This is a genomic window from Nonomuraea sp. NPDC050451, from assembly GCF_044458585.1.
Genome location: NZ_JBITHZ010000030.1, coordinates 1 through 16,932, shown reverse-complemented (window position 1 = coordinate 16,932; position 16,932 = coordinate 1). Strand labels below are relative to the sequence as shown.

General features: G+C 69.9%; 16 protein-coding genes and 1 riboswitch. Of the genes, 8 read left to right on the top strand and 8 right to left on the bottom strand.

Annotation, left to right across the window (positions count from 1 at the left end; genetic code table 11):
* Positions 1–15: 15 nt before the first annotated feature.
* Both ACIBI9_RS50085 and ACIBI9_RS50080 read left to right on the top strand, forming a co-directional pair.
* On the top strand, positions 16–1,404 hold the full coding sequence (locus tag ACIBI9_RS50085; protein ID WP_397234078.1) for a dihydrolipoamide acetyltransferase family protein: 1,389 nt from the start codon (positions 16–18) through the stop codon (positions 1,402–1,404).
* 118 nt (positions 1,405–1,522) lie between these two features.
* The gene (locus tag ACIBI9_RS50080; protein WP_397234076.1) at positions 1,523–1,816 is read left to right on the top strand and encodes a Dabb family protein; all 294 of its coding nucleotides are present in this window, start codon (positions 1,523–1,525) and stop codon (positions 1,814–1,816) included.
* Here ACIBI9_RS50080 and ACIBI9_RS50075 read toward each other — a convergent pair.
* The 3 genes from ACIBI9_RS50075 to ACIBI9_RS50065 all read right to left on the bottom strand — a co-directional run bounded on the left by ACIBI9_RS50075 (position 1,813) and on the right by ACIBI9_RS50065 (position 4,902).
* Positions 1,813–2,037: a hypothetical protein gene (locus tag ACIBI9_RS50075; protein WP_397234074.1), complete on the bottom strand. Its 225-nt coding sequence runs from the start codon at positions 2,035–2,037 to the stop codon at positions 1,813–1,815. The two genes, ACIBI9_RS50080 and ACIBI9_RS50075, sit on opposite strands and share 4 nt — an antisense overlap.
* Before the next feature lie 71 nt (positions 2,038–2,108).
* Positions 2,109–3,047, bottom strand: a complete 939-nt coding sequence (locus ACIBI9_RS50070; protein WP_397234072.1) for an MBL fold metallo-hydrolase — start codon at positions 3,045–3,047, stop codon at positions 2,109–2,111.
* Positions 3,048–3,096: 49 nt separating this feature from the next.
* Positions 3,097–4,902 carry an acyl-CoA dehydrogenase gene (locus ACIBI9_RS50065; protein WP_397234071.1) on the bottom strand — a complete coding sequence of 602 codons (1,806 nt, stop codon included), beginning with the start codon at positions 4,900–4,902 and terminating at the stop codon, positions 3,097–3,099.
* 103 nt (positions 4,903–5,005) lie between these two features.
* Here ACIBI9_RS50065 and ACIBI9_RS50060 point away from each other — a divergent pair, with 103 nt between their 5' ends.
* The 3 genes from ACIBI9_RS50060 to ACIBI9_RS50050 all read left to right on the top strand — a co-directional run bounded on the left by ACIBI9_RS50060 (position 5,006) and on the right by ACIBI9_RS50050 (position 6,655).
* A complete protein-coding gene (locus ACIBI9_RS50060; protein ID WP_397234069.1) occupies positions 5,006–5,803 on the top strand; it encodes a class I SAM-dependent methyltransferase in 798 nt (265 codons plus the stop codon).
* Between the two features lie 25 nt (positions 5,804–5,828).
* Positions 5,829–5,887, top strand: a riboswitch (guanidine-III (ykkC-III) riboswitch).
* 32 nt (positions 5,888–5,919) lie between these two features.
* Positions 5,920–6,234 carry a DMT family transporter gene (locus ACIBI9_RS50055; RefSeq protein ID WP_397234067.1) on the top strand — a complete coding sequence of 105 codons (315 nt, stop codon included), beginning with the start codon at positions 5,920–5,922 and terminating at the stop codon, positions 6,232–6,234.
* Positions 6,235–6,271: 37 nt separating this feature from the next.
* Positions 6,272–6,655 carry a VOC family protein gene (locus ACIBI9_RS50050; RefSeq protein WP_397234065.1) on the top strand — a complete coding sequence of 128 codons (384 nt, stop codon included), beginning with the start codon at positions 6,272–6,274 and terminating at the stop codon, positions 6,653–6,655.
* 2 nt (positions 6,656–6,657) lie between these two features.
* Here ACIBI9_RS50050 and ACIBI9_RS50045 read toward each other — a convergent pair whose 3' ends face one another.
* Positions 6,658–7,107: a hypothetical protein gene (locus ACIBI9_RS50045; RefSeq protein WP_397234063.1), complete on the bottom strand. Its 450-nt coding sequence runs from the start codon at positions 7,105–7,107 to the stop codon at positions 6,658–6,660.
* Positions 7,108–7,183: 76 nt separating this feature from the next.
* Here ACIBI9_RS50045 and ACIBI9_RS50040 point away from each other — a divergent pair, with 76 nt between their 5' ends.
* A complete protein-coding gene (locus ACIBI9_RS50040) occupies positions 7,184–7,648 on the top strand; it encodes a GNAT family N-acetyltransferase (protein ID WP_397234061.1) in 465 nt (154 codons plus the stop codon).
* Here the strand turns inward: ACIBI9_RS50040 and ACIBI9_RS50035 are convergent.
* Positions 7,627–8,169: a PadR family transcriptional regulator gene (locus tag ACIBI9_RS50035; protein WP_394501163.1), complete on the bottom strand. Its 543-nt coding sequence runs from the start codon at positions 8,167–8,169 to the stop codon at positions 7,627–7,629. The two genes, ACIBI9_RS50040 and ACIBI9_RS50035, sit on opposite strands and share 22 nt — an antisense overlap.
* Before the next feature lie 69 nt (positions 8,170–8,238).
* Between ACIBI9_RS50035 and ACIBI9_RS50030 the strand changes: the two genes are divergently transcribed.
* A complete protein-coding gene (locus ACIBI9_RS50030) occupies positions 8,239–9,027 on the top strand; it encodes an alpha/beta hydrolase (RefSeq protein WP_397234058.1) in 789 nt (262 codons plus the stop codon).
* Here the strand turns inward: ACIBI9_RS50030 and ACIBI9_RS50025 are convergent.
* Positions 9,005–11,020, bottom strand: coding sequence for a molybdopterin-dependent oxidoreductase (locus ACIBI9_RS50025; protein WP_397234056.1), 2,016 nt, complete (start codon positions 11,018–11,020; stop codon positions 9,005–9,007). The genes ACIBI9_RS50030 and ACIBI9_RS50025 overlap by 23 nt on opposite strands.
* A 202-nt stretch (positions 11,021–11,222) precedes the next feature.
* Between ACIBI9_RS50025 and ACIBI9_RS50020 the strand changes: the two genes are divergently transcribed.
* Entirely contained in the window at positions 11,223–13,598 is a 2,376-nt protein-coding gene (locus tag ACIBI9_RS50020) for a YbhN family protein (protein WP_397234054.1), read from the top strand.
* Here the strand turns inward: ACIBI9_RS50020 and mgrA are convergent, their stop codons facing one another.
* Together mgrA and ACIBI9_RS50010 are read right to left on the bottom strand one after the other, a co-directional pair.
* A complete protein-coding gene (mgrA, locus tag ACIBI9_RS50015; RefSeq protein ID WP_397234052.1) occupies positions 13,599–14,591 on the bottom strand; it encodes an L-glyceraldehyde 3-phosphate reductase in 993 nt (330 codons plus the stop codon). It abuts the gene before it with no gap.
* Complete coding sequence (locus tag ACIBI9_RS50010) at positions 14,588–16,678, bottom strand: S9 family peptidase (RefSeq protein WP_397234050.1); 2,091 nt, start codon at positions 16,676–16,678, stop codon at positions 14,588–14,590. The genes mgrA and ACIBI9_RS50010 overlap by 4 nt, the downstream gene beginning before the upstream one ends.
* Between the last annotated feature and the right edge of the window lie 254 nt (positions 16,679–16,932).

Below are 16,932 nucleotides of genomic sequence, written 5' to 3'. Positions count from 1 at the left end.
GGGGGTGGGGTTCTCATGCGACGCGAGTTCAAGCTCCCTGACGTCGGCGAAGGGCTGACGGAGGCCGAGGTCGTCCGCTGGCACGTCGAGGCGGGTGACGCGGTCAAGGTCAACCAGATCGTCGTCGAGATCGAGACGGCCAAGTCGATCGTCGAGCTCCCGATCCCCTGGGACGGGGTGGTCGCGGAGCTGCTGGCCGAGGCGGGCCAGACGGTCGACGTCGGCGCCCCCATCATCGCCGTCGACACCTCCGAGGTCTCGGAGGAGACCAAGGCCCTGGCCGAGGACCTGGTGCCCACGCCTCCGGCGGAGGGTGCCGTCGAGCCCGGTGCCCACGGCAGCCCGGCTCCCAAGGAGGAGCGCCAGGCGGTCCTGGTCGGCTACGGCGTCAAGACCGGCGCCACCAAGCGCCGCCCCCGCAAGCCCCAGGCTCCCGGGATCCCGGCGAGCCCGGTGGCCAACCCCTCCCGCGTGGAGGTGGACGGCGGCTCCGCCCCTGCCCCTGCTCCTGCCCCTGTCGTGCCGCCCGCCGGCCGGGTCGGCGTCCTCGCCAAGCCACCCGTACGGAAGCTGGCCAAGGACCTCGGCGTCGACCTGGCCACCCTCACCGGTACCGGCCCCGAGGGCTCGATCACCCGCGAGGACGTCCACGCCGCGGCGGAGGCCGGGGCGGTCCCGGTCCCCGAGGTGGCGGCACCCGAGCGGCAGGAGGAGCGCATCCCCGTCAAGGGCGTGCGCAAGATGACCGCCCAGGCCATGGTCACCAGCGCCTTCACCGCTCCGCACGTCACCGAGTTCCTCCAGCTCGATGTGACGAACACCATGGAGACGGTGCAGCGCCTGCGCACCTTCCGGGACTTCGCGGACGTCAAGGTGTCGCCGCTGCTGCTGGTGGCCAAGGCGGTCCTCACCGCCGTCAAACGCCACCCGATGATCAACTCGTCGTGGGACGAGGCGGCGCAGGAGATCGTGGTCAAGCGCTACGTGAACCTGGGGATAGCCGCCGCCACCCCGCGCGGGCTGGTGGTGCCCAACGTCAAGGACGCCCACGCCCTGTCGCTCCCCGAGCTGGCCGGGCGGCTGGCCGAGCTCACGGAGACCGCCAGGGCGGGCCGCACCCAGCCGGCCGAGATGGCCGGGGGCACCTTCACCATCACCAACGTCGGCGTCTTCGGCGTCGACGCCGGCACCCCCATCCTGAACCCCGGCGAGGCCGCCATCCTCGCCGTCGGCCAGATCAGGGACATGCCGTGGGTGGTGGAGGGCGAGCTGGCGGTGCGCAAGGTCACCACCCTGGCCCTCTCGTTCGACCACCGCATCGTCGACGGCGAGCTGGGCTCGATGTTCCTGCGCGACGTCGGCGACATGCTGGAGGACCCGCTGCACATGCTGGCCTGGAGCTAGCCGCGGAAGACTACGGCGACCGCCGGGAGGACCCCTCTCCCGGCGATCGCCGTAGGCCGGGACACCCGCACCCATCCCGTACAGAGTCTCGCCGCCGCGATCTGATACACCTGATCGCATGATTCGCCACATCGTGCTGTTCACCTGGACCGAAGCCGCGACCGACGAGCAGAAGGAGACGGTGACCGCCGAGCTGGGCAAGCTGCCCGGCATCATCCCGCAGCTCCGCTCGTACACCGTGGGCGCGGACGCGGGCATCAACCAGGGCAACCACGACTACGCGGTGGTGGCCGACTTCGACGACGTCGACGACTACCTGGTCTACCGCGACCACCCGCAGCACCAGGCGGTGATCGCGGAGCACATCAGGCCGATCCTGGCCTCCCGGGCCGCGGTGCAGCTCAGCCTCTAGATCTCCGGCGGGTTGTTCTCGCGGTGCATCAGCCTGTCCTCGGAAGTGCGGCCCCTCCTGGGGGCCAGCACGATGCTCAGCACCACTCCCACGCCACCGACGATCATGAAGATGAGCCCGACGACGTCCATGTGGACGCTCTTGCCGAACACGTCGGGCTCGATCGCGAATCTCAGGATGGCGCCAAGCGTGAGGAAGAAGATACTTACCCCGACACCCATGACGACCTCCAGGCAAACGGCGAGTACAGCCACGGTCATACCCGGGTACAGAAGATCACACCCGTAACATCTCAGGCGAGACAGGACAGCGGCTTGCCCCCGTTGTAAGTGATCATGTCGAACACGGCGGTGACCAGGTCGATCGGCGCTCCCAGCGGCCGGCCGTCGAGCTCGGCGTAGGCGCGGTGCAGGTTGCCCACGATGCGCTCGGAGTCCAGCAGCCCGCCCCACTCGCCCAGGTCGGCCTCCCTGGCCGCCTCCAGCGGCGACAGCCCCGCCGCCCGGCCCCGGGCCGCGGTCTCCTGGACGAACCGCAGGTAACTCTCGACCCGGTCATATGCCTCCGGCCCGCACACCCCGCCGTGCCCCGGCACGATGGTCTCCGCCCCCAAAGCCCTGAGCTGGTCGAGCGCGTCCAGCGCCCCGGCCACCGAGCCCATGAGGACGAACGGCGTGCCGCCGTTGAAGACGAGGTCGCCAGAGAACAGCAGCCGCCGCTCGGGAATCCACACGTACGAGTCGTTCGTCGTGTGCGCGGCGTGGCCCACGTGCCGCACCTCGCACCGCAGGTCGTCGGAGTGCAGGGTGATCCGGTCGGTGAAGGTGAGGAAGGGCGGCGCCACCTCCATCTCACCCCACTCCACCTCGGGCGACCACGCGGCGCGGTAGGTGGGGACGCCCTCGGCCAGGATCTGCTCCCGCACGCCCTCGTGCCCGACGATCGTGGCCTCGGGGAAGAGCCAGTTGCCGAACGTGTGGTCGCCGTGGTGGTGGGTGTTGATCAGCGTGGTGATCGGCCGGTCGGTGACCTTGCCGATGGCCTCCCGGAACGCCCGCGTACGGCGCTCGGTCGAGCAGGCGTCGACGCAGATCACGCCGCGCCGGCCGGCCAGGAAGCCGGTGTTGTTGATCCACCAGCTCCCGTCGGGCTGGATGTAGGCGAAAACGCCCTCGGACACCTCTTCGACCCGGGGCGGGGGAAGGGGATGATCGTGAGAAGTCGAGCTCATGCCGCGACCGTACTCCCTCGAAGCACTCCCAGCCCCCCGCCTCTGCGGGTTAGAAGGCCTCCTCGGGAAGCTCCATGAGCTCCTGCCCCGTGGACTCCAGCACCCGCCGCTCCGCCGCCAGCCGCGGCAGGACCGTCTTGGCGAAGAACGAGGCCGCGGCCACCTTGCCGAGGTAGAACGGGTCCTCGCCGTCGGCCAGCTTGACCAGGGCCACCTCGGCCTGCCGCAGCAGCAGCCAGCCGATCACCAGGTCGCCCAGCGCCAGCAGGAGACGGGTGGTGTTCAGCCCCACCTTGTACACCTCGGCCGGCGCCTCCAGCGAGCTCAGCGCCCAGCCCGCCATCGTGTCGCCCATGGCCTTGACCTCGCCGGCGGCCTCCGCGAGGAGCTTGCGCTCCTCCTTGAGCCGGCCGTTGCCCGCCTCCGAGCCGGCGAACTCGCCGATCTCGGCCAGCAGCGACCCGACCGCCGCGCCCTGGTTGCGCAGGATCTTCCGGAAGAACAGGTCCAGGCCCTGGATCGCGGTCGTGCCCTCGTACAGGGAGTCGATCTTGGCGTCCCTGATGTACTGCTCGATCGGGTAGTCCTGCAGGTAGCCGGAGCCTCCGAGGGTCTGCAGCGAGCGGGAGAGCAGCTCGTACGACCGCTCGGAGCCGACGCCCTTGACGAGGGGCAGCAGCAGGTCGTTCATCTCGACGGCGTGCCGGTCGTCGGGGTCGACCAGGAGGGCGTCCTGGAACGTGGCCGTGTAGAGCACCAGGGCCCGCATGCCCTCGGCGTACGACTTCTGCAGCATGAGCTCGCGCCGCACGTCCGGGTGGTGGGTGACGGTCACCCGCGGGGCGGCCTTGTCGGCCATCCGGGTCAGGTCCGCGCCCTGCGCGCGCGACTTGGCGTACTCCAGCGCGTTCAGGTAGCCGGTGGAGAGCGTGGCGATGGCCTTGGTGCCGACCATCATGCGGGCGTGCTCGATGACCATGAACATCTGCCTGATGCCCTCGTGCACGTCGCCCACCAGCCAGCCGACGGCCGGGTGCTTGTCGCCGAACGTCAGCTCGCACGTCGTGGAGACCTTCAGCCCCATCTTCTTCTCGACGTTGGTGACGTAGACGCCGTTGCGCTCGCCCAGCTCGCCGGTCTCGAGATTCACGTGGAACTTCGGCACCAGGAACATCGACAGCCCCTTGGTGCCCGGACCGTGGCCCTCGGGGCGGGCCAGCACGAGGTGGAAGATGTTCTCGGACATGTCGTGCTCGGCGCTGGTGATGAAGCGCTTGACGCCCTCGATGTGCCAGCTGCCGTCCTCCTGGCGCACCGCCTTGGTCCGCCCGGCGCCCACGTCGGAGCCGGCGTCCGGCTCGGTGAGCACCATCGTGGCGCCCCACTCGCGCTCGATGGCCAGCTCGGCGAAGCGCTTCTGCTCCGGCGTGCCGACCTTCCACAGCGTGTAGGCGAAGTTGGGGCCCGCGGCGTACATGTACAGCGCCGGGTTCGAGCCCAGCACCAGCTCGGCCGTGGCCCAGGCCAGGCTCCTCGGGATGCCGGGGCCGCCCAGCTCGGGGGGCAGGTCGAGGTTGGCCCAGCCGCCGTCGACCAGCGCCTTGTAGGACTTCTTGAAGCCCTCGGGCACCTTCACGGAGCTGGTCGCCGCGTCGAACACGGGCGGGTTCCTGTCGCCCTCCTCGAAGGAGTCGGCCAGGACGCCGGTGGCCAGCCTGTTGACCTCGTCAAGGAGGCCCCGGGCGACCTCCTCGTCCACGTCCGCAAAGGGCCCTGTGCCGAGGATCTCGCGTCGCCCGAACACCTCGAAAAGGTTGAATTCCAGGTCTCGCACGTTGCTCTTGTAGTGGCCCATGGGGTCGATCTCCTTGAACCGAGGGGTATTCGTACTGGCGAGTAACCTTACTCTGCAATGCTACCCGCGGGTAACCCGAGGTATGCATGGCATGCTCGTCTCCATGGACGCCGAACAACTCGCCGCGAGATGGCGAGAGCGCCTGGAATCCTGGGCCATTCCCGACGAGATCATGGCCAAGGCTTCTGCCGACCCCTGGAGTCACTCGCCCGAGCGGTTCGGCACCCGTACCGACAGGGCGCTGGCCGAGCCCGACGACGGTCCCACCATGACCCGGCTCTCGGAGGCGCTGCCCGACAAGGGCACGCTGCTCGACGTGGGCTCGGGCCCCGGTGCCTCTTCCCTGCCGCTGCACGAGCGCATCGGCCACCTCTACGCGGTGGACACCTCGGCGTCGATGCTGGAGGGGCTGACCGCCCGGGCGGAGAAGCTCGGCGTGCCGGTCACGGCCATCGAGGGGCGCTGGCCCGACGTGGCCGGCCGGGTGCCCGTGGTGGACGTCACCGTCGCCGCCCACGTGGTCTACAACGTCCTCGACCTGGCCGAGTTCCTGCGGGCCCTCGACGAGCGAACGCAGGGGCGGGTGGTGCTGGAGCTCACGCACCGCCATCCCATGAGCTGGATGACGCCGCTGTGGCAGCACTTCCACGGGGTCGACCGGCCGGTCCGGCCGATCGCCGAGGACTGCGTGGCGCTGGCGGCGGCGCTCGGCTACGTGGTGCAGGTGGAGGAACGGGAAGCGCCCCTGGAACGATTCACCTCGCTGGAGGACCTGGCGGTCAGCGCGTGCCGCAGGGTATGCCTTGACCCGTCCAGGGCGGAGGAGGTGGCAGCCACGGTGCTGGAGCTCGGCATGTGGCCGTTGCCGCGCGACCGATGGGTCACTGTCTGGTGGGAATGATCCCGTCGAGCCCCGCGTTCTTGCCGATGAGCTGACAGCTCCCGGACGAGACGCGCCGTACCCGGAACGCCAAGACGACGCACGCACTGCAGTCTCGTCTCAAGGGAGTTCTGATCATGGCGTGGATCGTCCTCGTGCTGGCCGGCGTCTTCGAAGTCGCGATGGCCCTTTCGCTCAAGCTCAGCAACGGGTTCGGCAGTCTCTGGTGGACCCTGTCGTTCCTCGTCACGGCCGTGCTGAGCTTCGGCCTGCTCTCGTACGCGCTCAAGACCCTCGAAGTCGGCACCGCGTACGCCGTCTGGACCGGCGTCGGCGCGGCGGGCACCGCGGTGCTGGGCATGATCGCCATGGGGGACGAGGTCTCGCTGCCCCGCCTCATCTCGATCGCGCTGATCCTGGCGGGGGTCATCGGCCTGCGCGTGCTCGCCTGACCTTGACGTTTCGGCCCGTCGCCGGTTGGGTGGCGGGGTGATCGAAATTCATGCCGTCACCGTCGACGCCGCCGACCCGTACGAGATCGCCAGCTGGTGGAGCAAGGTCACCGGGCTGCCGCTCGGCGAGGGCGACAAGCCGGGCGACGACGAGGTCCTGCTGCGTACCAAGCAGGACCCGTTCCTGCTGTTCATCCGCGTGCCCGAGGGCAAGACCGTCAAGAACCGGGTCCACTTCGACGTCAACGGCACCGAGGGCAGGACCCGCGACCAGGAGGTCGAGTGGCTGATCGGGCTGGGCGCGACCGTCCATGACGACCTGCGGCAGCCCGACGGCAGCGGCTGGGTGACGATGCTCGACCCGGAGGGCAACGAGTTCTGCGTGTGCCGGAGCCAGGCGGAGCGGGAGGCGCAGGGCTGACCTCACCGGGCGGAACCGGCGCGGCCCCGCATGGTGAGGGTCAGGACGCCGGCGATCAGATAGACCAGGGCGCCGTGCCACAGGGCGTGCACGCCGGAGCCGAACACCCCTTCGCCGTCGAGCACGAGCTGCACCGGATAGTCCAGCACGGCCGTGATGCCCGCGGGCAGCAGCGCGAACTTCCACGGGTGCTTCAGCGACCACAGGCGGGCCTGGCGGGTCACCCGGTCGCCCTCGTGCGGCTTGGAGACCGCGCCGATCGCGGCGATCAGGGCGAACAGGCTGACGCCCAGGCCCAGCGCCCACACCAGGTCGCCGCCGCCCGTGAGCACGCCCAGGCCGAAGCTGGTCGCGGCGACGGCGCCGCCGCCGATGGCGGCGGCCTTCCAGGGGGCGCCGCGGAGCGCGGCGCCCGACAGCGAGACTTCATCCCGTCGGCTGATTTCGTTCATGTCACTCATGGTGCCTTTTCGGCCCCCCTGGGGGCATCGGGGACGGACCCTGAGCCATCCCTGACATCATTCGGACATGCAGCAAAGTGAGAAAGCGCTCTTCCGCACGGCCCGCAAGGAGGATGTGCCGGCCATCGTGGCGATGCTGGCCGACGACCATCTCGGCGCCACGCGCGAGGGCGACCCCGGCGACGAGCGCTACCTGGCGGCGTTCGAGCGGGTCGACGCCAACCCGTACGACGAGTTGATCGTGGCCGAGCAGGACGGCGAGGTGGTGGGCACGATGCAGCTCACGTACCTGGCGGGATTGTCGCGGCTGGGCGCCGAGCGGTGCCAGATCGAGGCCGTCAGGGTCGCCACCGGCGCCCGCGGCCAGGGCCTCGGGGGCCGGATGATCGAGTGGGCGGTCGACCGGGCCCGGGAGCGCGGCTGCGCCATCGTGCAGCTCACCTCCGACAAGTCACGTACGGACGCGCACCGCTTCTACGACAACCTCGGCTTCACGGCCTCCCACGAGGGCTACAAGCTCTCGCTGAGCTGAGCCAGCATCCAGCGGCACCAGTCGGCCCGGTGCCGCTCGTAGCTCAGCCCGCAGCGCAGCGTGGCGTAGTTGCCGAACCGGGGATCGCCGAAGGCGGGCGGCCCGTCGAATGACGCCTCCTGCCGCTCGTACTCGGCCAGCCGCTCCTCGTGCGCGGCGAGCTGGTCGGCGAACATCCGCCTGACCAGCTCCGGCTCGGCCAGCCACGACGCGTACGTCTTCAGCACCAGCTCGTCGCGCTCCGGCCGCTCGCGGGGCGGCTCGGTGACCCATTCCCGCAGCGCCGCCCCGCCCTCGGCGGTCAGGTGGTAGACCTTCCTGCCCTGCGGCCCCGGCCCGTGCTCGGCCTCGAACCCGACCAGCCCCCCGGCCCGCAGCTTCTGCAGCTCGGCGTGGATCTGGCTGTGCCCGGCCGTCCAGAAGTAGCCGACGGGCCGCCGCATGGCTGCGGCGAGGTCGTACCCCGTGCGCTCGCCGCGCGCCAGCACGGCGAGGATCGCGAATCCCAGCGTTGAGGTCATGGTTCGCCCAAGGATATGGTGCTCCTGCGACTATGTCAGTTCTGACATAGTCGAGAGGAAAGGGCGGCCATGCGCGCGTTGGTAGGTGTGGTGGGGCTCATGGTGGGAGTGCTGACGGCCTGCGGGGGCGCGGCCAGCACCGGTGCCGCGGCGCCCGGCCACTCTCGGGGGGAAACGAGCATGGCTCCCGCGGCGACGAGTCAGGCCCCGGTTCCCGAGGCGACGACGTCGGCCCCGCTTCCGACGGGGCCGAACGTCTCCGGGTGCTTCACCGAGGCGGACGGCAAGATCTTCAAGCACGACGGTGATCTCCCCGGCGTGATCACCGGTGACGGCCCGGTCGGCGTGGTCATCACCTACGAGCGCCGGGGCAACGTGTGCACGTGGCGGCCGCTGTCGGACCGCCTCGTGGCCGTCGGCTACCGCGTCCTGCTGTACGCCAGGAGGTCCACCACGCTCCCCGAGGACGCCGCCGTCGCGATGGGCAAGCGCCTGGCCAAGGAGTCGGGCGTCAAGCGGATCTTCCTGGTCGGCGGCTCGATCGGCGCCACCACCGCCGTCCCCGCGGCACTGAGGCTCGGCCCGAAGGCGGCCGGCGTGGTGGCCGTCTCAGGCGAGATCAGCGCGGAGAACGCGGCCAGGCTGACCGTCCCGCTCCTCCAGATCGGCTCCGAGAACGACGGGTACGGCGGCGCCGACGACCTGGCCGAGGCGCACGCCGCCGCCACCAAGGCCCCCGACAACCAGACCATGGTCATCCCGGGGGAGAGCCTGCACGCCTCGGCCCTGTTCGGCAGCCCTCACGGCAAGGACGTGCTCGACCGGATCGTGGCGTTCATGGACCGGCACAAGGGCTGATCTCGACCAGGTTGTCGTGGAAGCCCGGCCCCCTGCCCATGTCCCCGTCCCGCTCGGCCACGACCGCGTTCGGGTTGGCGCCGCCGGGGGTCAGCTTCGGCCAGCGCCCCTTCGGCGAGGCCACCACCCCGGCCGCGACGCGGTCGCTGATCTCCACGTCCGCCAGGAACTCGCCGCCGTCGTTGTGCACGCGTACCCGCTGACCGGCCACCAGCCCCCGTGCGGCCGCGTCGGCCGGGTTGACCAGCACCACCGGGTCCTTGGCGCGGCGGCGCAGCTCCGGGTTGTTGCCGAAGGTCGTGTTGAGGAACGTGTGCGACGCGGGCGTGACCAGCGCCAGCGGGTACGGCGAGCCGCCCCTCGCGCCGGCCGTGTGGGACGGCGTGTACGCCTTGCCCGCCGGGGGGAAGCGCATCCTGCCCGACCGCGTCGGGAAGCCCTCGGCGAACGGCGCGAAGGGCTCGGGATAGTTCATCCGCACCCAGCCCTCCTTGCGCAGCCGGTCCAGCGTGATGCCCTCCAGCGACGGGTGCCCGCTCGACAGCAGCTGCTCGGCCAGTTCCAGGTCCGAGTCGAACAGCGACGGCTCGGTCATCCCCATGTGCGCCGCCAGCCGCCGGAACGTCTCGGTCGTGGACAGGCACTCGCCGGGCGGGGGCGCGGCGGGCTCGTTCCAGAGCAGGTAGAGGTGCCCGTATCCGGCGTGCAGGTCCTGGTGCTCGGTCTGCATGGTCGCGGGGAGCACGATGTCGGCGTAGTCCACGGTGTCGGTCGGGAACTGCTCCATGACCACCGTGAACAGGTCCTCGCGGGCGAGCTGCCGCCTGATCGCGTTCGCGTCGGGGCTGGAGCCCGCCGGGTTGGCCGCGTACACCCACAGGCATTTCACGTCGTCGAGCTGGGACCCCAGCTTGGTCATGACGAGAGTGCGGACGGGCCTGGCCAGCAGGTCGTCGCGGTAGTCGATGTCGAAGTGCACGTGGCCGCTGGTGGAGTACGCGATGCCGCCGCCGGGATGGCGCCAGTCGCCGGTGACGCCGGGGATCGAGGCGATCGTGCGCAGCGCGGTGCCGCCGCCCTGGTGCCGCTGGAGGCCCTGCGTGGCGCGGATGGCGGTCGGGCGGGTGTGGGCGAGCTTCATCCCCAGGCTGTGGATGGCGGAGGCGGGGATGCCGGTGATTTCAGCCACAGTCTCGACCGGATATTTCAGGATTTCCTGGCGGAAGTCCTCCCAACCCTCGGTGTGCTCGGCCAGGAACTCCTCGTCCTGCGCGTTCTCCGCCAGCACGACGTTCAGCAGCCCGAGCGCGAGCGCCGCGTCCGTGCCCGGCCTGATCGCCAGGTACTCGTCGGCCTGGTCGGCCGTCCTGGTGCGGATCGGGTCGATGGCGACGACGTGCGCGCCGTTCGCCCGCGCGTCCTGGATGAACTTCCACAGGTGGTGGCCGCTGGTCAGCGTGTTCGTGCCCCAGAGCAGGATCAGCTTGGCCAGCGCGAAGTTCTCGGGGTCCATGCCGCCCGGGGTGCCGTTCGTGCGCATCAGGCCGCTGCTGCCGGCCGCCGAGCAGATGTTGAGCCAGTGCTTGGAGGCGCCCAGCATGTTCCAGAACCGCCGGCCGGCCACGCCCTCGCAGCCCTGCAGGTAGCCGAGCGTGCCGGTGCCCAGATACGGCCAGATGGCCTCCCCACCGTGCTCCTCCACGATGCCGCGCAGCCGCCGCGAGATCTCGTCGAGCGCCTCGTCCCACGTGATGCGCTCGAACTGGCCGGAGCCCTTGGGGCCGGTGCGGCGCATGGGGTAGAGGATGCGGTCGTCGGCCTGGGTGTGCTCAAGGTAGCGGTTGACCTTCACGCACAGGGCGCCCCTGGTGTACGGGTGATCGGGGTTGCCCCGGAGCTTGACGGCCCTGCCGTTCTCGACGGTGACCACCCAGGAACAGCCATCCGGGCAGTCCAGCGGACAGGCTCCCAAAACCCTCAATTCACCCGACATGGGACACAGACTACGTCCCGTACCTGGAATGACGGGAGACGCGGAAATGCGTGTAGCCTGCCCGGTGCGACGTGTGCGGGGGACGATTGAGGACACTGGAAACCTAGAGATCGCACGGTCCGGCCGGGAAGGTGCAGAATCGCTGTCGGTGGCCGAAATCAGGGAACGAGATGACACGGAGGACCTCGAGGGGGATCCAGCCGTGGTTGAGTCACGCGCCGAAAGCGACGTCTACGTTGTAGAGCCGCTGCTGCCCCAGCGTCTCCGCCGCCCCTCCGACCTGCTGCGCTTCTTCGCCACGCTCATCGTGCTCGGCGCGGTGATCCTGCTCGCGCTGGTCGCCAAGCAGACGCTCATCGGCCTGGAGGCCGACGTCAAGGAGGGCGCGCAGCTCGTACCGCTGCTCAGCAGGATCGCCGCGTTCCTCGGTGGCGCGGCGGTGCTCATCGTGCCCGCGGCGTTCGCCGTCGAGCGGGTCTTCCACCGCGACGGGCTACGCGTCGCCGAAGGGCTGATCGCCGCGATCATCGGCATGGCCGGGTCGTTCCTGCTCGGGCAGTGGCTGGTCGCCGGCAACGCCGACGACCTGCGCGTGCTGCTGACCGGCGACCGGACGATCGAGCCGCTGAACACGCTGCTCACCTCGGTCGTCGCGTACGCCACCGCCGTCCGCATCTCGCGCCGGCCCACCTGGCGCATGCTGATGTGGACCACGATCGCCCTCTACGTCCTCGCGTTCTTCTCCGGCCGGCAGATCACGATCCCGAGCGCCATCGTCACGGTGCTGGTCGGCATGGTCATCGGCTACGCCACCCTCTACGGCGTCGGCAGCCCCAACACCAGGCCGGCGGGCAGCGCCCTGGTGGCCGCGCTGCGCAAGCTGTCGTTCGCGGTGGTCTCGGCCCGCCGCATCGAGGACGACCACCAGGGCAGCCGCCGCTACGCCATCGGGCTCAAGGACGGCACCAGCCTCGACGTCACCGTGCTCGACCGCGACCGGCAGGTGGCCGGGCTGCCGTACCGGCTGTGGCGGCGCATCCGGCTCAACTCCGAGACCCGGCGCAGAGCCATCAGGTCGCTCCGGGCGGAGCTGGAGCGCGAGGCGCTCATGGCGTACGCGGCCCAGGCGGCCGGCGCCAGCACCCCCAGGCTGCTCGGCACCAGCGAGATCGGCACCGAGGCCGCGATGCTCGCGTACGAGCACATCGAGACGCGCCCCCTCGACGAGGTGCCCGACGAGCAGATCGACGACGAGCTGCTCGCCCAGATCTGGGAGCAGGTGGAGCTGCTGCAGATCCAGCGCCTGGCGCACCGGCGGCTCACCGGCGACAGCATCCACCTCGACCGGGCGGGCCGCGTCGTGCTGACCGACGCGCGCAGCGGCGAGATCGCCGCCGGTGACCTGCTGCTCAGGCTCGACATCGCCCAGCTGCTCACCTACCTGGCGCTGCGCGTCGGCCCGGAGCGCTCCGTTCGGACGGCGGCGGCCGTCATGGGGCCCGACACGCTGGCCGCCGCCATGCCGCTGCTCCAGCGCATCGCGCTGACCAGGGAGACCCGCTCGGCTCTCTCGAAGAACAAAAACCTGCTGGCCGGCATCCGCGAGCACATCGTCGCGCTCAAGCCGCAGGGCAAGGTCGAGGAAGTACGCCTCGAACGCTTCAAACCGCGCACTCTGATCACGATCATCGCCAGCACGCTGGCCGCGTACATCGTGCTCTCCCAGCTCAGCCGGGTCGACATCTACCGGGTGGTCACCACGGCCAACTGGGCCTGGTCCGGGGTGGCGCTGGTCGCGTCGTTCGTCAGCTTCGTGGCCGCGGCCCTGATGCTCCGGGGCTTCGTGCCCGAGCCGCTGCCGCTCTGGCGTACCGTGCTCGTGCAGTTCGCCTCGTCGTTCGTGAAGCTCGTCGCGCCCGCCGCCGTGGGCGGGGTCGCGATCAACACCCGCTACCTGCAGAAGCGCGGCATCCCACCGGCGAGCGCGGTGGCCAGCGTGGGCGCCTCGCAGCTCATCATGCTGGTCTTCCACATCGCGCTGCTGCTGCTGTTCGCCTACATCACCGGGTCCACCACGACCACGTCGTTCACCCCGTCCCGCGGCCTCGTCGTGGTGCTGCTCGCGGTCGCGGTGCTGGTCGTGGTGGTGCTCGGCGTGCCGCCGCTGCGCAGGCTGGTGACCTCCAGGATGCGCAAGCTGTTCACGAACGTGCTGCCCAGGCTGCTCGACGTGCTGCAGTCGCCGCGCAAGATGGTGGAGGCGTGCACGGGCACGCTCATGATCACCCTGGCGTTCGTGCTGTGCCTGGACGCCTGCGTGGCCGCGTTCGGCGGCTCGCTCAGCTTCACCGCCGTCGCGGTCGTCTACCTCACGGCCAACGCCATCGGCTCGGCCGCGCCCACACCGGGCGGTCTGGGCGCGGTCGAACTCGCGCTCGCGGGCGGCCTGACCGTGGCCGGCGTGCCCGCCGAGCTGGCCACCTCGGCCGTGCTGCTGCACCGGCTGCTCACGTTCTGGCTGCCGGTGCTGCCCGGCTGGGCCGCCTTCACCTACCTCCAGCGGCACGAATCCCTGTGATCAGCGGGCCGTGTAGCGCTCGGTGATCTTGTCGATGGTCCCCAGCTCGTCCTCCGTGAAGTCGGGGCCGTCCACGCACGCCACGTTGTCCTCGAGCTGCCGCACGCTGCTCGCCCCGATGAGCACGCTCGTCACGCGCGGGTCCCTGAGCGTCCACGACAGGGCCATCTGAGCCAGCGTCTGCCCGCGGCCCCTGGCGATCTCGTTGAGGCCGCGGGCCAGGTCGAGGTCGATCCGGTCGGCGCTGAGGAACCTGCTCGTCGCCGCCCGCGAGTCCGCCGGCACGCCGTCGAGATAGCGGTCGGTCAGCAGGCCCTGCGCCAGCGGCGAGAACACGATGCAGCCCATGCCCGCCTCCTCCACCGCGTCCAGCAGCCCGTCCTCGATCCACCGGTTGATCATCGAGTAGGACGGCTGGTGGATGAGCAGCGGCGTGCCCAGCTCGCGCATGATCCGCGCGGCCTGGGCGGTCTGCTCGGCCGAGTAGTTGGAGATGCCCGCGTAGAGCGCCTTGCCCGAGCGCACGGCCCGGTCGAGCGCTCCCATGGTCTCCTCCAGCGGCGTCTCCGGGTCGGGACGGTGGCTGTAGAAGATGTCGACGTACTCCAGGCCCATGCGCCGCAACGACTGGTCGAGGCTGGCCAGGACGTACTTGCGCGAGCCCCACTCGCCGTACGGGCCCGGCCACATGTCGTAGCCGGCCTTGGTGGAGATGATCAGCTCGTCCCGGTACGGGATGAAGTCCTCGCGCAGGATGCGGCCGAAGTTCTGCTCCGCCGAGCCGTACGGGACGCCGTAGTTGTTGGCCAGGTCGAAGTGCGTCACCCCGAGGTCGAACGCGCGCCGCAGGATCGCCCGGGAGTTCTCGATCGGACGGGTGTCGCCGAAGTTGTGCCACAGGCCCAGGGAGACCGCGGGCAGCTTCAGCCCGCTGCGACCGCTGCGGTTGTACGGCTGCCGCTCGTAGCGCCCGTCGTCGGCCCGATAGGTCATGAGGTGCCCCTCTCGATGATCCAGGAGAGCGCGAAGGCCTCCTCGCGCCAGGCGTCGTAGCGCCCGCTGCGGCCGCCGTGCCCGGCGCCCATCTCCGTCTTCAGCAGGAACGGCCCGCCGTTCGCCGTCGCCCGCAGCCGGGCGATCCACTTCGCGGGCTCGTGGTAGAGGACGCGGGTGTCGTTGAGGCTGGTGATGGCCAGGATCGGCGGGTACGACCGGCCATCCACGTTCTCGTACGGCGTGTAGCTCTTCATGTAGGCGTAGACGTCGGGGTTGTGCAGGGGGTCACCCCACTCGTCCCATTCGATCACGGTGAGCGGCAGCGACGGGTCCAGGATGGTGTTCAGCGCGTCCACGAACGGCACCTCGGCCACCACGCCCGCGAACTCCTCCGGCGCCAGGTTGGCGACCGCGCCCATCAGCAGGCCGCCGGCCGAACCGCCCCTGGCGATGATCCGCTCGCTCCAGCCGCTCGCCTTCAGGTGCCCGGCCGCGGCCACGAAGTCGGTGAACGTGTTGCGCTTCCTGGTGAGCTTGCCGTCCTCGTACCAGCGGCGGCCCATCTCACCGCCGCCCCTGATGTGCGCGACGGCGAAGATGAACCCGCGGTCCAGCAGCGAGAGCCTCGGGACCGAGAAGCCGGGGTCGATGGAGGTCTCGTAGCTGCCGTACCCGTACAGCACGGTCGGGGCGGGCTTGGCGGCGTCCTTGCGCTTCACGATGGACACCGGGATCCTCGTGCCGTCCTCGGCCGTGGCCCACTCGCGGAACTGCTCGTAGTCGGCCGGGTCGTAGCCGCCCAGCACCGGGCGCCGCTTGAGCAGGATCAGCTCGTGCGTGTCGAGCTCGTAGTCGTACACGCTGGGCGGGGTGACCATGCTCGTGTAGGCCAGCCGGAGCCGCGTCGTGGTGAACTCGGGGTTGCCCGCGGGGCCGACGTCGTAGAGCGGCTCGGGGAAGTCGATCTCGTACGCGTTCCGCTCGGCGGCCTCGATCCGCTCGCGCCCATCCTGGACGTCGCCCGGGTACGGCAGCACGCGCAGGCCGGTCAGCCCGTCGCGGCGGAAGTGCACCACGGCGTGGTCGGAGAAGGCGTCGATCTCCAGGAGCCTGGTGTCGTCGCGGTGGGCGATCAGCGGGGTCCAGGTGCCGGGGGCGTCGAGCGGGGCGGTGGCCAGCTCGAAGTTCTCGGCGTTCTCGTTGTGGAGCACGTAGAAGAAGTCGCCCGCGTGCTCGACGCCGTATTCGACACCGGTCTTCCTGGGGCGCACGACCGTGAACTCACCGGTGGGATCGGTGGCGTCGAGAATGCGCACCTCACTGGTGATCTTGCTGCCCGCGCCCAGCACGAGGTATTTCTCGCTGCGCGTCAGGCCGATGCCGACCCAGTAACGCTCGTCGGACTCCTCGTAGACCAGCACGTCCTCTTCGGTGCCGAGGGTGTGCCGGTAGACCTGGTACGGGCGCCAGGCGTCGTCCACGCGCGTGTAGAAGAACGTCGAGCCGTCGGCCGACCAGGCGCCGCCGTAGAAGATGTCGGTGATCTCGTCGGGGAGCGGCTCGCCTGTTTCGAGGTTCTTGAACTTCAGCGTGAATCGCTCGTCGCCCTTGAAATCGGTCGAATAGGCCAGCATCGTGCCGTCGGGCGATACGGAGCTGGTGCCGATCGAGAAGAACGGGCTGTCGCCGGCGAGCTCGTTGCCGTCGAGAATCACCTCCTCGCGTTCGAGCGTGGCTCCCGGGGTGATCTCCGGAGGCGCGTCGCTGTCGGCCGGGACCCGGCAGGAGACGGCGTACTGCTTGCCTTCAGAGGTGCGCGAGAAGTACCACCAGGAGCCCTTGCGGCTGGCCACCGAGAGGTCGGTTTCCTGCGTGCGGCCCTTGATCTCCTGGAACACCTGCTCCTGAAGGTCGGAGAGGTGAGCGGTCTGCTGTTTGAGAAACTCGTTCTCCGCCTCCAGATAGGCGGTGGTATCGGGATCTTCCTTGTTGCTCAGCCAGGCGTACTCGTCGATGACGGTGTCACCGTGGTGGGTGCGCTCAGTCGGAACCTTCTTCGCCACTGGCGGCGTGTAACTGCTCACGTGGGGAGTCTATGTTCGGTCGTGATCGATCTGTGTCCGTTGGACGTGGCGATCCGGCCCGAGGGGTCGGGAGCGCTGCTAATCTTGAAGAGCCGACGCAGTACGGCACAACCCTTCTTCTCCTCCTCCATCGCGGCGGACGTGCGCGTCCACTCGTGAGGGCTGGTAAGTTAGAGGGGTTGTCCCGGAAACGGGGCAGGTCTTAATTTCCGCAAGTCGAGCAAGTCGGGTCAATTTGACAGGGACTTGAACGG

Bases quoted from the DNA above. Each gene is read 5' to 3' on its own strand.
- ACIBI9_RS50085 (WP_397234078.1), top strand. From the start codon at position 16: ATGCGACGCGAGTTCAAGCTCCCTGACGTCGGCGAAGGGCTGACGGAG.
- ACIBI9_RS50080 (WP_397234076.1), top strand. From the start codon at position 1,523: ATGATTCGCCACATCGTGCTGTTCACCTGGACCGAAGCCGCGACCGAC.
- ACIBI9_RS50075 (WP_397234074.1), bottom strand. From the start codon at position 2,037: ATGGGTGTCGGGGTAAGTATCTTCTTCCTCACGCTTGGCGCCATCCTG.
- ACIBI9_RS50070 (WP_397234072.1), bottom strand. From the start codon at position 3,047: ATGAGCTCGACTTCTCACGATCATCCCCTTCCCCCGCCCCGGGTCGAA.
- ACIBI9_RS50065 (WP_397234071.1), bottom strand. From the start codon at position 4,902: ATGGGCCACTACAAGAGCAACGTGCGAGACCTGGAATTCAACCTTTTC.
- ACIBI9_RS50060 (WP_397234069.1), top strand. From the start codon at position 5,006: ATGGACGCCGAACAACTCGCCGCGAGATGGCGAGAGCGCCTGGAATCC.
- ACIBI9_RS50055 (WP_397234067.1), top strand. From the start codon at position 5,920: ATGGCGTGGATCGTCCTCGTGCTGGCCGGCGTCTTCGAAGTCGCGATG.
- ACIBI9_RS50045 (WP_397234063.1), bottom strand. From the start codon at position 7,107: ATGAACGAAATCAGCCGACGGGATGAAGTCTCGCTGTCGGGCGCCGCG.
- ACIBI9_RS50040 (WP_397234061.1), top strand. From the start codon at position 7,184: ATGCAGCAAAGTGAGAAAGCGCTCTTCCGCACGGCCCGCAAGGAGGAT.
- ACIBI9_RS50035 (WP_394501163.1), bottom strand. From the start codon at position 8,169: ATGACCTCAACGCTGGGATTCGCGATCCTCGCCGTGCTGGCGCGCGGC.
- ACIBI9_RS50030 (WP_397234058.1), top strand. From the start codon at position 8,239: ATGCGCGCGTTGGTAGGTGTGGTGGGGCTCATGGTGGGAGTGCTGACG.
- ACIBI9_RS50025 (WP_397234056.1), bottom strand. From the start codon at position 11,020: ATGTCGGGTGAATTGAGGGTTTTGGGAGCCTGTCCGCTGGACTGCCCG.
- mgrA (WP_397234052.1), bottom strand. From the start codon at position 14,591: ATGACCTATCGGGCCGACGACGGGCGCTACGAGCGGCAGCCGTACAAC.